The 14223-nt window shown below is 63.1% G+C and carries 10 protein-coding genes; 5 read left to right on the top strand and 5 right to left on the bottom strand.

Annotation, left to right across the window (positions count from 1 at the left end):
* Position 1: 1 nt before the first annotated feature.
* From KR227_RS00555 to KR227_RS00565, 3 genes are all read right to left on the bottom strand, one after another.
* Positions 2-1114, bottom strand: coding sequence for a ferrochelatase (locus KR227_RS00555; protein ID WP_218363269.1), 1113 nt, complete (start codon positions 1112-1114; stop codon positions 2-4).
* A 158-nt stretch (positions 1115-1272) separates the two neighbouring features.
* A complete protein-coding gene (locus tag KR227_RS00560; protein WP_370625112.1) occupies positions 1273-2985 on the bottom strand; it encodes a DIP1281 family NlpC/P60 protein in 1713 nt (570 codons plus the stop codon).
* A 772-nt stretch (positions 2986-3757) separates the two neighbouring features.
* Positions 3758-4279, bottom strand: a complete 522-nt coding sequence (locus KR227_RS00565) for a DUF6676 family protein (protein ID WP_218363270.1) — start codon at positions 4277-4279, stop codon at positions 3758-3760.
* 426 nt (positions 4280-4705) lie between these two features.
* Here KR227_RS00565 and acnA point away from each other — a divergent pair, with 426 nt between their 5' ends.
* Together acnA and KR227_RS00575 are read left to right on the top strand one after the other, a co-directional pair.
* Complete coding sequence (gene acnA / locus KR227_RS00570; RefSeq protein WP_218363271.1) at positions 4706-7510, top strand: aconitate hydratase AcnA; 2805 nt, start codon at positions 4706-4708, stop codon at positions 7508-7510.
* A gap of 87 nt (positions 7511-7597) precedes the next feature.
* Positions 7598-8161, top strand: coding sequence for a TetR/AcrR family transcriptional regulator (locus tag KR227_RS00575; protein WP_151528750.1), 564 nt, complete (start codon positions 7598-7600; stop codon positions 8159-8161).
* Here KR227_RS00575 and KR227_RS00580 read toward each other — a convergent pair.
* Positions 8158-9837, bottom strand: coding sequence for a formate--tetrahydrofolate ligase (locus tag KR227_RS00580; RefSeq protein ID WP_218363272.1), 1680 nt, complete (start codon positions 9835-9837; stop codon positions 8158-8160). The two genes, KR227_RS00575 and KR227_RS00580, sit on opposite strands and share 4 nt — an antisense overlap.
* Before the next feature lie 75 nt (positions 9838-9912).
* On the opposite strand from KR227_RS00580, the gene KR227_RS00585 reads away from it, so the two are divergent.
* From KR227_RS00585 to KR227_RS00595, 3 genes are all read left to right on the top strand, one after another.
* Positions 9913-10665, top strand: a complete 753-nt coding sequence (locus tag KR227_RS00585) for a glutamine amidotransferase (protein WP_218363273.1) — start codon at positions 9913-9915, stop codon at positions 10663-10665.
* Between the two features lie 92 nt (positions 10666-10757).
* A complete protein-coding gene (locus tag KR227_RS00590) occupies positions 10758-11027 on the top strand; it encodes an ACT domain-containing protein (protein WP_218363274.1) in 270 nt (89 codons plus the stop codon).
* Between the two features lie 48 nt (positions 11028-11075).
* Complete coding sequence (locus tag KR227_RS00595) at positions 11076-12449, top strand: PFL family protein (protein WP_218363275.1); 1374 nt, start codon at positions 11076-11078, stop codon at positions 12447-12449.
* Between the two features lie 78 nt (positions 12450-12527).
* Here the strand turns inward: KR227_RS00595 and KR227_RS00600 are convergent, their stop codons facing one another.
* A complete protein-coding gene (locus KR227_RS00600; RefSeq protein ID WP_218363276.1) occupies positions 12528-14159 on the bottom strand; it encodes an ABC-F family ATP-binding cassette domain-containing protein in 1632 nt (543 codons plus the stop codon).
* Positions 14160-14223: the final 64 nt, after the last annotated feature.

Raw genomic sequence — 14223 nt, forward strand, 5'->3', positions numbered from 1 at the left:
ATCAGCCCTCTGCAGTAGCGGGTCGGGCAGCCGGCCGGGTGGGCCGTGCCGAAGGACAGCATTCCGGAGAACAGGGTGATCCATTGATCCCGCAGCCATAGCTGGGCTCATGGCCCAAGCGCTGCGGGCTCACCAGCCCACGGGCCTCGAGGATCAACTCCATGATCATCTGCACGAAACGGGGGTTGTGTCCTACCGAGGCAGCGCGATAGACGGAGACATCGCGCTTGTTGGCCGCAGCCACCAGCTCGGTATCGAGATCCCAAATCACCTCGATATGGTCCGAGACAAAGCCAATGGGGAATACGATGAGCTCGCGTACTCCCTTATCGGCCAGGGCCTCCATATGGTCCACAATGTCGGGTTCCAACCACGGGATATGTGGAGCACCGGAGCGGGACTGCCACACCACATCCCAGTCAGTGATTCCGAGCTTGTCCGCGACCAAACGCGCCGCCTCGGCGATCTGGTGGGAGTACAGCGCCCCGTCCTCGGGGCGGCCGGAGGCAGCGTCCGCCGCGGTGGGGATGGAGTGGGCCGTAAACACCATGCGCGCCTGCGGGTGCTCGGCGATAAGCGGCGCCACCTCGTCCACGGCGGCCTGAATGAACGTGGGGTGATCGAAGAACTGCCGCAACTTGGTGAATTCGATCTCCGGCAGCCCCTTCTCGGCAAGGTGGCGGCGCATCCGAGCAATATCCTCGTGGTATTGCTTGCAGCCGGAATATCCCGCCCAGGCGCTGGTGGCGAAAACGTAGGCAGAGCGCACGCCAGCAGCGGCCATGCGCTCGACCGTCTCCTCGGCGAAGGGATGCCAGTTGCGGTTGCCGAAATACACCGGCAGATCCCAGCCATGGGCGGCCAGGCGCTGCTGCAGGTCGGAAATGATCTCACGGTTTTGCTCGTTGAGCGGGCTCACACCATCAAAATGGGCATAGTGCTCACCCACCTCCACGAGCCGCTCATCGGGGATACCGCGACCGCGGGTGACATTGCGCAAAAAGGGCAATACATCATCGGGGCCTTCCGGGCCACCGAAGGAAAGAACGAGCAGTGCATCTGCCTCCGGGACCGAGTCCACGGGAGTTGAATCAGCAGAACGAGGCGATGTCATAGAAAGACACACTACCAACTTCAGCCCTAGCTCCTTCACGCGGCGGCGCCGATGTGTGTCACCTGCGGCTAAGAGACGAGAACGACGCCGCTCTCCGTGGCTCTTTTCCCGCGGGGAGAAAAGTCAGGAGGGCGACGTCGATAAGCGCCAGAGTGCTGCTAGATCAGGCGAACCACATAGGGGCTCATGCCGGCCCAGCGGACCGGGGACTTCTTCACATAGGAGCCGGACTGCGGCGCCTCGATCATCATCCCATTGCCCAAGTAAATGGTCACGTGGTGCTGTGCGTGGGTGCCGTAGAAGATGAGGTCACCGCGCTGCATCTGCGAGGGGCTCACCTTGGTGCCACGCTGATACTGATAGCCGGAATAGTGCGGCAGGGAGATGCCCACACCAGCGAAGGCGTAGAGCGTCAGCCCGGAGCAGTCGAAGCCGACCTTGTTGTAGTCGCCATAGGAGTCAGCCACGCCGCCATCGCGGATACCCTTCGTGGGGCCATAGGCATTGCCGCCGCCCCAGGCATAGGGCACACCCAGCTGGCTTTCGGCGCGGGCGATCACGGTCTCGATCTTTTGCTGGCGAGTACCAGAGACCACCTCGGTGGCCTGCTCGCTCACATCCTCATCGGTGGTGGTGTTCGCCGTCGCCTCAGTGGTGTTTTCCCCCGACACGGCTGCCACCGTGGTTGCCTCGGCGTCCTCATCGGTGGGATAAGGATTGTCCAAGGCAGTGTGGTCCGGCTCATTGGCGGCGACCACGGCCTCGGCGGCTTCCTGGGAGGCACGCTGGGCTTCTTCGCGGGCGGCCTGAGCCTTCTCCTCATCCTCGGCAGCCTTCTCCGCTTCGCGCTGGGCGGCTTCGGCCTCTGCGCGCTTCGCCTCGGCCTCCTTGCGGGCCTGCTCGCGCTCTGCGGCACGAGCCTTCTCCGCTTCCTCGGCGGCCTTGGCGGCGGCTTCGGCTTCCTTGCGGGCCTGTTCTTCCCGCTCCTGCTTGGCGCGACGCTCCTCGGCGGCCTTGCGCTCTTCCTCAGCCTTGCGCTTGCGCTCTTCTTCCGCGCGCTGATACTCCTCGTACTCGCTGCGCTGGGAGTTCAGCTCATCGGCGTGGCCACGGGCGGCGTCGAGCTGCGCCTGAGCCTCGGCCTGCTCGCGCACGAGCTCAGAGCGGCGGGCTTCCGCCTCTTCCAGCTGGCGGGAGCTCTCGTCGATCTGGTTGCGGGCGTCTTGCTCCGCGTCCTCGGCGGCGCTGAGCTGCTCATCGGCCTGCTGGCGGGCCTGGCGCAGCAAGGACTCGGCATTGGCTTTAGCGGTGCGCAGTGAATCCAGATCCCGGATAGCGTCCTTTTGCTCCTCCGCCCGCTGCCGCAGATAGGTCAAGCGGTCCAACGCATCGTCGGACGTGGAGGATCCGACGAGATCATTGAGGGAGGACGGAGACACCGAGCGGCGATAGGCCGAACGGGCGATCTCATTCAGCAGTTCCTGAGCCTCGGCGATATCCGCCTGGCTCGCATCCAGCTCCTCGCGTGCCGTCTGGGCTTGCTGGCGCGATAGCTCGGCCACCGCACGGGCATCCTGCAGATCCACCAAGGCCTTATTCACGGCTTCGCGGAGAGCACCCATCTCGTTTTCGATCGCAGCGATGGACTCGGCGGCATCCGCGACGGTGTTCGCCAATTGGGCGACACTCTGCGAGGAGGAATCCACAGCACTTATGGCGTCCTGGATGGCCTCATCGGATGGATTACTCGGCGCTGCGTGGACGGACGTCGAAGCCAGCACGCACACAAGCGAGGAGGAAACAAGCGTCATCAGTGCACGGCGTGCGCGCCGCCGAGGGAAACGACCTCGGTGCTCGGTAGACGTGGCCACAAATTCTCCTTAGGCGCTATCGAAAACTAGATCAGAACTACTCCTATTCCCGCCTCGGCCGCCTTTTTAAGACACGCCGAGATCAGGATAGGGGTGCAGCGGCCGCGGCCTTGCCCGCGGGAACCGGGCGTGCGGCAGCCGCACCATCTATCGGCCAGTGAGTACCGCACGGCTATCGCTATCTAAGCGCCGCGTCTTCCTCTCGAGTTCTGCTCTCGTTCTCTCCTGCGACCACGGCTAAAAGCAAGCTTCCCCACGTGCTCTTCGGTGTGGCCATACTCCATCGCAGTGCGCCACAGGCCGCACCTTTGATTGCGGCCCACGCGTCTGTGATGAATGCGGGTAAAAACCAGCAGTCACTGAACTCGATATGAAGATATCCCGCCGCCGGCATGGCGCCAGAGGCGAGGGCGTTGTCCTGGATCACCCCGCCGCGTGAAGCGGCGCTGTGGAACAACTGTGGCGTCTGAAGGTGATAGGGGCTGAGAGACTCTCGTCTTTCGAACCCAGCACTACTCACAAGCTGACAATGGAAACATTAGGACACAATCGGCACCAATAACCAGACAATCCACTTGAGTCACACGAGTAAAGCCCTGCCCCATGACTGTGCGGGCGGCTCACCTGCAGACTTAGCTTTATCAAAACTATATGTGAGTTTCGTCACTTGGGCGGAGATATCGGCGTGTCACGCTGCGAAAAGGAGTGAAGGTAGTGTTCGACTTTCGAACACGCCTGAACACTAGGTTTAGCACTGTCCAGCCTGAGGGCTTTACCTGTGGTGAAGCTTCGCGCTCCAGCGAACACTAAAGGCCGTTGCGGCGGCCACAAGGGTAAGCGTTCCAATAACTAGAGGTACAGCCCCTACGCTTGACTCGGGAAGCTCTTCGACCACCTCACGCGCTCCGAGGACATAATCCTTTGTGGTGGCGAGCTCATACTGAACACTTTCGATATCGGCGCGGGCATGCTCGCTCGAGACCACCGCGGCACTGCCGGGAGTGCGCACCATCATCAAGCTGGAGTCCGTGGCATCGGCGGCCGCCTGTGCAATATCGCGTTCATCCCCCGGTCCCGGCTGCGTCGCACCCAGCACGATGATCCCAGGGTTTTCATACCCCTCGCCCGCGGCCATCTCCACGACCTCCACGAGCTTGGCGTTGAGCGCCGCATTGCCCTCATGCTCATAGCTAAAGGCCACCCCGTCCTCCTCCAGCTGGGCAATTATGGAGGCCATGTCTATAGAGCTCGGAACCATGGATGCTGTATCGCTTTCTTGCTTATCGACGCTCACTCGCCGCCCCTCGGGACACCCCTCGTTAAGGGGGGCGGATCATTGCCCCCTGAGTCTAGTGCACCACTCACCCAGATCGAGCAGCCGCGCGGAGGGCATATATATTGCCCAATTCTTTGCCCACACGTGCCCTAATCTCCTCCATCTCCACGGCATTGCGGCTACCATAGATAGATAGGTGCGGCGTGACGCACGCCGCCGTTTTCACCCCCGCGATGGGGTGGAAGCGCTGGCTGCACCGCGTTGCCCGCCCAATCTTTATTAAACATAACGAGCGTACTGTTATGCTGGTTTGGGTTCGCACCGGATACCAGTGCCCATGCATGTGAGTGGCACGGATTCGGGGCGCCGCGAGGGAGGAGTCAGCCTAAGACGAACCGCCCCTCGCAGCAGTTCACTCATATTTTCTAGGAAACGGAGCTTTACGTGACTGAAAGCAATAACTCCTTCGATGCGAAGAAGACGCTCGAGGTCGGCGATAAGTCTTATGACTACTTTGCCCTCGATGCCGTCGATGGCATGGAGAAGCTGCCCTACTCTCTGAAGGTTCTCGCCGAGAACCTTCTGCGTACCGAGGACGGGCTCAACACCACCGCCGACCACATCAAGGCACTCGCCAACTGGGATCCGGAGGCGGAGCCGGACACCGAGATTCAGTTCACCCCGGCCCGCGTGCTCATGCAGGACTTCACCGGTGTGCCCTGTGTGGTGGACTTGGCCACCATGCGTGAGGCCGTGTCCAGCCTGGGCGGCAACCCTGATCAGGTGAACCCCCTGAACCCGGCCGAGATGGTTATTGACCACTCCGTGATCGTCGAGGCCTTCGGCCGTTCCGACGCCCTGGAGCGGAACGTGGACATCGAGTACCAGCGCAATGAGGAGCGCTATAAGTTCCTCCGCTGGGGCGCCGAGAACTTCTCCAACTTCCGCGTGGTGCCTCCGGGAACCGGCATCGTCCACCAGGTGAACATCGAGTACCTGGCCCGCGTCGTCTTCGACAACGAGGGTCTCGCCTACCCCGATACCTGCATCGGCACCGACTCCCACACCACCATGGAAAACGGCCTCGGCATCCTCGGCTGGGGTGTCGGCGGTATTGAGGCAGAGGCCGCTATGCTCGGCCAGCCCGTATCCATGCTGATCCCGCGCGTCGTGGGCTTCAAGCTCACCGGCGAGATCCCCGCCGGCGTGACCGCCACCGACGTGGTGCTCACCATTACCGATATGCTCCGCCAGCACGGCGTGGTGCAGAAGTTCGTCGAGTTCTACGGCAATGGCGTGAAGCAGGTGCCGCTGGCCAACCGCGCCACCATCGGCAACATGTCCCCCGAGTTCGGTTCCACCTGTGCGATCTTCCCGATCGACGAGGAGACCACCAAGTACATGCGCCTGACCGGCCGCCCCGAGGAGCAGGTTGCTCTGGTCGAGGCCTACGCCAAGGCCCAGGGCATGTGGCTGGAGCAGGACGCCCCCGAGGCCAAGTACTCCGAGTACCTCGAGCTGGACCTCTCCACCGTGGAGCCCTCCATCGCTGGCCCGAAGCGCCCGCAGGACCGCATCAAGCAGTCCGAGGCCAAGGAGCAGTTCCGCAAGGATCTGCCGGACTACTGCTCTGCTGAGCCGGTCGACGCCTCCGAGCCCGCCAAGCGTATGGACCACGAGGGTCCGACCGGCGAGTCCGATGGTGAGTCCAACTACAACGCCTCCCGCTCCGGCCACGGCGAGTCCGCCGCTGTGGGCGCCGAGGGCCGCCAGTCCAACCCGGTCGTGGTGCAGTCCCCGCACGGTGGCGAGTTCACCATCGACCACGGCATGGTGGCTATCGCCTCCATCACCTCCTGTACCAACACCTCCAACCCCTCCGTGATGCTCGGCGCTGGCCTCATCGCCCGCAAGGCCGCGGCGAAGGGCCTGAAGGCAAAGCCGTGGGTGAAGACCATTTGCGCCCCCGGTTCCCAGGTTGTGGACGGCTACTACAAGCGCGCTGATCTGTGGAAGGACCTGGAGGCCATGGGCTTCTACCTTTCCGGCTTCGGCTGCACCACCTGTATCGGTAACTCCGGCCCGCTGCCGCAGGAGATCTCGGACGCCATCAACGAGCACGACCTCACTGCTACCGCCGTGCTCTCCGGTAACCGTAACTTCGAAGGCCGCATCTCCCCCGATGTGAAGATGAACTACCTGGCCTCCCCGATCATGGTGATCGCCTACGCCATCGCCGGCACCATGGACTTCGATTTCGAGGCCCAGCCGCTCGGCCAGGACCAGGACGGCAACGATGTCTTCCTCAAGGACATCTGGCCCTCCACCCAGGAGATCGAGGACGTCATCGCCGAGTCCATTTCTCGCGACATGTACGTCGAGGACTACGCCGATGTGTTCAAGGGCGACGAGCAGTGGCGCTCCCTGGACATCCCCACCGGCAAGACCTTCGCATGGGATGATGATTCCACCTACATCCGCAAGGCTCCCTACTTCGATGGCATGCAGTCCGAGCCGGCTCCGGTGGAGGACATCCACGGTGCTCGCGTGCTCGCGAAGCTCGGCGACTCCGTCACCACCGACCACATCTCCCCCGCCTCCTCCATTAAGCCCGGCACCCCCGCCGCGCAATACCTGGACGAGAACGGAGTGGAGCAGCAGGACTACAACTCCCTGGGTTCCCGCCGTGGTAACCACGAGGTGATGATGCGCGGTACCTTCGCCAACATCCGCCTGGCTAACCAGCTGGTGGATGTGACCGGCGGCTACACCTTGGACTTCACCAAGGATGACGCTCCGCAGTCCTTCATCTTCGACGCCTGCGAGAACTACAAGGCCGAGGGCACCCCGCTGGTCGTGCTCGCCGGCAAGGAGTACGGCACCGGTTCCTCCCGTGACTGGGCTGCTAAGGGCACCCTGCTGCTGGGTGTGAAGGCCGTGATCACCGAGTCCTTCGAGCGTATTCACCGCTCCAACCTGATCGGTATGGGCGTCATGCCGCTGCAGTTCCCAGAGGGCGAGTCCCACGAGTCTCTGGGCCTGACCGGCCACGAGACCTTCGACATCACGGGCATCGAGGAGTTCAACAACGACTCCATCCCGAAGACCGTGCACGTCACCGCCACCGCGGAAGACGGCTCCACCACTGAGTTCGACGCCGTTGTGCGTATCGACACCCCCGGTGAGGCCCAGTACTACCGCCACGGCGGCATCCTGCAGTACGTGCTGCGCAACATGGTCAAGAGCTAGGTCCTAGCTCAGACGTGAGACAAGGCGGGCAGGAAGCATCCAATGCCACCTGCCCGCCTTTGTCGTGAAGAAAGTAGGTGCGGGACTATGCCTCGAGTCAGTTCGAGTGACCTCAATCGGCGCCGCCAAGGCATTCTCGACGCGGCGCGGGCCTGCTTTGCCCAGCACGGCTACGAAGGCGCCACTGTGCGCCGGCTGGAAGAAGCCACGGGAAAATCCCGCGGCGCCATCTTCCACCACTTCAACGATAAAGAGCACCTCTTCTTGGCACTCGCCCGAGAAGACGCTGCCCGCATGGCGGAAGTGACCGCCCGGGAAGGCCTAGTGGAGGTGATGCGCGATATGCTGCACCACCCCGAGCGCTATGACTGGCTCTCCACCCGGCTAGAGATCTCGCGCATGCTGCGCACCGATCCCCACTTCCGCTCGCTCTGGCAGCAGCATCAGGCGGTGCTGGATGAGGCCGTGCGCTCTCGCCTCAGCGACAATGCCAGCCGCGGTCGGATGCGCGACGACGTAGAAGTGGATGTGCTCATGGTCTACCTCGAGACCTTTATGGATGGATTCATCTCTCAGCTCGTGAGCGGCCAGGAACCTGCCCACTTGGAGCAGGTTCTCAACCTCATCGAGGAAACCATCCGCGGCCGTTAAAACAGCCCCGAGATTCGCCCGCTGCCATCGACATCAATGCCGTTGGCGGCGGGTTTTTTCGGCAGCCCCGGCATAGTCATCACATCGCCGGTGAGAGCGACGACGAAGCCAGCGCCAATCTTGGGAATCAGCTGCCGCACATGCAGGGTGTGGCCCTCAGGCGCACCCAGCTGGCTCGGATCATCGGAGAAGGAATATTGCGTCTTGGAGATCACCACGGGCAGGGTGTCCCAGCCATGATCGCGCAGCACCTGGAGATCCTTGCGGGCCTGCTTGCTGAACTCCACATCCGCCGCACCGTAGACGGTGGTGGCAATGGTGGTAATGGAGGCCTCCACGCCCTCGGCGGGGTCATAGAGCGGAGCCGGGTTATTGCGCCCGGAGTTCATCTCCTCGGCCACTGCTGCCGCCAGCTCGGCGGCACCGGCACCGCCCTCGGACCATACCTGGGTATCCACCACGGCGAAGCCGGTACGCTCGGACCACTCCTGCAGCACCGCCCGCTCCGCATCGCTATCGGAGACGAAGCGGTTGAGCGCCACCACGGGATGCGCCCCGATGGTGTCGATAGTGCGGCAGTGCCGCTCAAGATTCGCCAGACCAGCTCGCAAGGCATCGAGATTCTCCTCGTTGAGTGCCTCACGATCCACCCCGCCGTTGTACTTCAGGGAGCGGATGGTGGCGACCACGACCACCGCATCGGCGGAGATCTCGCCCATGCGGCACTTGATATCAAAGAACTTCTCCGCGCCCAGATCGGAGCCGAATCCGGCCTCGGTCACCACCACATCAGCATGACGCATGGCGGTCGTGGTGGCGATGAGCGAGTTGCAGCCATGGGCGATATTGGCGAAGGGGCCGCCGTGCACGAGAGCCGGGGTGCCGCCCAAGGTTTGGACGAGGTTGGGGTGAATGGCATCGGCCATGAGGGCGGTCATGGCGCCCTCGGCGTGCAGATCGCCCGCGGTTACGGGCTCGCCGTCGGTAGTGAAGCCAATAACGATGCGGGCGAAGCGCGCCTTGAGATCCTCCAGATCGCTAGCGAGACAGAGAATGGCCATGATCTCGCTGGCTGCAGTGATATCGAAGCCGGTCTCGCGCGGCACGCCGTGGGCGCGACCACCCAAGCCGATCACGGCGGTACGCAGCGCCCGATCATTGACATCGAGGCAGCGTTTCCAAGTGATGCTGCGGGGATCGATACCGAGCTCATTGCCCTGGTGTAGGTGATTGTCGATCATTGCCGCCAAAGTGTTGGTGGCGGTGGAAATGGCGTGGAAATCTCCGGTGAAGTGCAGGTTGATGTCTTCCATGGGCACCACCTGGGCATAGCCGCCGCCGGCGGCGCCGCCCTTGATACCCATGACGGGGCCAAGCGAGGGCTCGCGCATAGCCACGATGGTGTTGTGGCCTGCAGTGCGCAAGGCATCGCCCAAGCCGATGAGCACGGTGGATTTTCCTTCCCCGGCGGGGGTGGGCGACATGGCGGTGACGAGCACCAGCTTGGCGTCGGCGGGTTTCTCGATGCTCGAGGTGATATCCACCTTGGCCTTGCGGGTGCCATAGGGGATCAATGCTTCGTCGCTGAATCCAGCGCGATGGGCGATATCAGTGATGGGCTCAAGGGTGTGAGCCTGGGCAATGTCAACGTCCGAGGGTTGGGTGCGAGAACTCATAGTATCCATCGTAATGAACGCTCGGACACAGCATGTATTGACAAAATAGACCAAGCGGTATGTACACTGTCTGCCATGCGTACTTTCTTGGTGGTTTCCCCTCGTCTGGGCCATGCGGTGGCCCGCGCAGAATTCGACGACTTCCTCAACACTGCAGGACTCGACGCCACCGAGATGGAGCACTACATGCTCGACTCCCCCACAGCGCAGCTGCCGGATCTCCGCCGCTACGCCGGGGTGTTCATCGGCGGCAGCCCCTTCAACGTGACCAATGAGCACTACAGCGAGCACCAATTGGCCGTCCATGAGCAATTGGATGCCATCCTGCACTCCCCCGTGCCGAGCCTTTTCGTCTGCTTCGGTACCGGCTTTAGCCAAGCCGTCCGCGGCGGCGAAGTTGGCAATACCCACCCCGAGGTGGCTGGGCTGACCACGGTGACGCTGAGCGACGCCGCCGCCAGCGATCCCTTAACCGCCGGGATGCCCACGACCTTCCGCGCCATGACCGGCCATAAAGAAAACGTCGTGACCCCCGCACCGGGCTCCACGGTTCTCGCGACTGGCCCCGGCGGGTTCGCGCACATGCTCCGCACCCACGAGCATTCCTGGGCCACCCAGTTCCACCCCGAGATGAATGCCGCGGGCATGAAGCGTCGCATGAGCTTCTATATGAACGACGGCTACTTTGCCCAGGACGATTATGAGCGCATCTGCGCGGAACTCGATGCCGCCGATGTCAGCCCCGCCCACACAATCGTGCACAACTTCATCGCTTTCGCCCGTGACTATGTTCCGCAGTCGTCGGCGCTGCGCGCACCCGCGCTCTAGGCGGCGGCTGCGGGCGCGGTGCTGGGCGGCGGGGTGGCGTCGATAAGCATCCGCTAGCCGAGGGTGTCTGGGTGGTGTGGTCTAATAAGACCATGATCGCAATCATGACAGTCACCGGTTTGGACCACACCGGCATTATTGCTGCCGTCTCCACCAAGTGTGCAGAGCTGGATGTGAACATCCTCAACGTCTCTCAGACCATCATGGATAAGTACTTCACCATGATTCTGCACTGCGAATTCGACGATTCCGTCCGTGGCATCTCCGATGTGCAGAACGCCATGAAGGAAGTGGAGGCCGCCGAGAAGCTGGAAATTCGCGTCCAATCGGAGGCCATTTTCTCCGCCATGCACAGCATTTAGCGGGTGTAGTCCGCGAGTAGTCGATACCACATCCGAGAGAGAAGACACATGGATTCCCGCTACCGTCAGGGCAATAGCCTTGACATTCTTGAAACCATTGAGATGATCGAACGCTACCGCCTGGATATCCGGACGGTGACTATGGGCATCAACCTCATGGGATGCATTCGTTCCGATATGAGCGCCACCGCCGAGGCGGTCTATGAGCGCGTGGTCTCCGCCGCCGAGAACCTCGTTCCGGTGTGCCAAGAGATCGAACGCGAGCTCGGCATCCCGATCGTGAATAAGCGCATCTCCATCACCCCCGTGGGCGTATTGGCCTCCGCCGTCGACGGCAACCCCGTGGAGATCGCCCGCGCCCTCGACCGGGCGGCCGCCGAAGTGGGAGTGAACTTTATCGGCGGCTATTCCGCCCTAGTAGATAAGGGCGCTACCCCCGGAGAGAAACGGCTCATCGCCTCCCTTCCCGAGGCGCTCAGCACCACCGATGTGGTCTGTGGCTCGGTGAATGTGGCCAGCTCTCGCGCCGGAATCAACATGGATGCCGTGGCCACGCTGGGCCACATCATCAAGGAGTGCGCGGAGAATACCGCGGATCGCTCGGCCATCGCCTGCGCCAAGCTGGTCGTGTTTGCCAACTCGGTCTCAGATAACCCCTTCATGGCCGGGGCCTATCACGGCCTCGAGGAGCAGGACGTGGTGATCAACGTCGGCGTCTCCGGCCCCGGAGTGGTCGATCGCGCCGTCGGTAGCCTCGCCGGCGCCTCGCTGAACCAAGTGGCCGAAGAGATTAAGCGCGCCGCATTCAAAATCACCCGCACCGGCCAGCTGGTAGGCGTGATGGCCGCCGAGCGACTCGGAGTGGACTTCGGCATCGTGGACCTCTCCCTCGCCCCCACCGCCGAATTGGGCGACTCGGTGGCGCACATTCTCGAGCACATGGGCCTCGATCAGGTGGGAACCCATGGCACCACCGCGGCGCTCGCCCTGCTCAACGATGCCGTGAAGAAGGGCGGGCTCATGGCCTGCTCCCGCGTCGGCGGGCTATCCGGCTCCTTCATCCCAGTCTCCGAGGACAAGGGCATGATCGATGCGGTGCGCTCGGGCGCGATCAGCATCGACAAGCTGGAGGCCATGACCGCCATCTGCTCGGTGGGCTTCGACATGATCGCCATTCCCGGCGACACCCCGGCCTCGACCATCTCCGGTCTCATCGCCGATGAGGCGGCCATTGGCGTGATGAACCATAAGACCACCGCCGTGCGCGTGATCCCGGTACCGGGCGCGCAGGTCGGCGATGAGGTGGACTTCGGCGGGCTCCTGGGCTATGCGCCCGTCATGCCCGTGAATACTGTGGGCAATCAGGCCTTTATCGACCGCGGCGGCTTCATCCCCGCGCCCGTGCACGGTTTCCGCAACTAGGCACCGGCGCCGCGGGGCGCCTCGCGCCCGTACTCCGTGTGTGGGCCTGCGGGGCGTGCTGCACGCTGCGCTGTTGCCTTAGGCGAGCTCCACAATCTCGAGATAGGACTCGTTCCACAGATCCTCGGTGCCATCGGGTAGCACGATCACGCGCTCGGGCTCGAGGGCTTCCACCGCGCCCGGGTCGTGGGTGACGAGCACCACCGCTCCGGTGTAGGTGCGCAAAGCATCGAGCACCTGCTCGCGGGATTGCGGGTCGAGGTTATTGGTGGGCTCGTCCAGCAGCAGCACATTGGCGCGCGAGCTCACCAGCGTGGCCAAGGCCAGGCGGGTTTTCTCACCACCAGAGAGGGTGCCGGCGCGCTGCTCGAGCTGATCGCCGGAGAACATGAATGCGCCGAGAAGACCACGCAGGTCCTGCTCATTGGCATCGGGGCAGGCGTTGATGGCGTTCTCCCATACGCTCGCCTCGGTATCGATGGTGTCGTGTTCCTGGGCAAAATAGCCGATCTTCAGGCCATGACCGCTGACAATGCCGCCTTCGCCATCGGTGCGTTCCACCCCGGCGAGCAGTTTGAGCAGCGTGGTCTTGCCGGCGCCGTTGAAGCCGAGCACCACCACGCGCGAGCCCTTATCAATGGCCAGATCCACCCCAGCGAAAACCTCGAGGGAGCCATACATTTTGGTCAGGCCCTGCGCATTGAGCGGTGTCTTGCCGCAGGGTGCCGGGGTGGGGAAAGAAATGGAGGCCACACGGTCGCTCACGCGCACCTCGTCGAGGGAGTCCACCATTTTCTCCGCGCGGGCGGCCATCTGCTTGGCGGCCTTCGCCTTGGTGGCCTTCGCGCCCAGCTTCGCCGCCTGCTGTTTGAGGGCGGCGGCCTTCTTCTCCGCATTGGCGTGCTCGCGCCGGCGGCGCGCCTCGTCCGTGGCACGGGCGTCTAGGTACTTCTTCCAGCCCATGTTGTAGACATCGGCTTCGCCGCGCACCGCGTCCAAGAACCACACCTTGTTACACACGGCCTCGAGGAGCTCGACGTCGTGGGAAATCATGATCAGCCCACCCTCGTGCTTGGAGAGGAACTCCCGCAGCCAGGTAATCGAGTCCGCGTCGAGGTGGTTGGTGGGCTCGTCGAGCAGCAGCGTGGTCGCTGAGCGCCCCGAGCCGGCGGTGGCCGCGAAGAGGATCTGCGCCAGCTCGACACGGCGGCGCTGCCCACCGGAGAGCGTTTTCAGTTGCTGCTCTAAGACGCGCTCCTCGAGGCCGAGCGCATGGCAGATGCGGGCAGCTTCGCTATCGGCCTCATAGCCGCCGAGAGAGTGATAGCGTTCCTCCAGCCGGGCATATTTGCCGATCGCAGCGTCCCGCTTGGTATCAGAGAGCGTGGATTCCATGATCTCTTGCTGCTTATCCATACTGCGCCGGATCTGATCCAGCCCCCGAGCAGACAGCACGCGATCCCGGGCGGTCTGCTCGATATCGCCCTCCTTGGAATCCTGGGGCAGATAACCGATCTCGCCGCTGCGGGTCACGCTACCGCCATAGGGCTCGCCCTCCCCCGCGAGGATGCGCATGGTGGTGGTTTTTCCTGCGCCATTGCGCCCCACCAAACCGATACGATCACCGGGCTGCACGCGCAGCTGCTGCCCCGGTGCGTTGAGCAGGGTGCGGGCGCCAACTCGGACTTCAAGATCATTGGTTACAATCACAAACAGCCAAGATAGCAGGTGCACCTTGGCATCGATGCGGCGAGGCGGCGCGAACGGCACGGGG

Origin of the sequence: Corynebacterium sp. TAE3-ERU30 (assembly GCF_019209925.1) — a bacterium.
Classification (GTDB): domain Bacteria; phylum Actinomycetota; class Actinomycetes; order Mycobacteriales; family Mycobacteriaceae; genus Corynebacterium; species Corynebacterium megadyptis.

Bases quoted from the DNA above. Each gene is read 5' to 3' on its own strand.
- KR227_RS00555 (WP_218363269.1), bottom strand. From the start codon at position 1,114: ATGACATCGCCTCGTTCTGCTGATTCAACTCCCGTGGACTCGGTCCCG.
- KR227_RS00575 (WP_151528750.1), top strand. From the start codon at position 7,598: ATGCCTCGAGTCAGTTCGAGTGACCTCAATCGGCGCCGCCAAGGCATT.
- KR227_RS00580 (WP_218363272.1), bottom strand. From the start codon at position 9,837: ATGAGTTCTCGCACCCAACCCTCGGACGTTGACATTGCCCAGGCTCAC.
- KR227_RS00585 (WP_218363273.1), top strand. From the start codon at position 9,913: ATGCGTACTTTCTTGGTGGTTTCCCCTCGTCTGGGCCATGCGGTGGCC.
- KR227_RS00590 (WP_218363274.1), top strand. From the start codon at position 10,758: ATGATCGCAATCATGACAGTCACCGGTTTGGACCACACCGGCATTATT.
- KR227_RS00595 (WP_218363275.1), top strand. From the start codon at position 11,076: ATGGATTCCCGCTACCGTCAGGGCAATAGCCTTGACATTCTTGAAACC.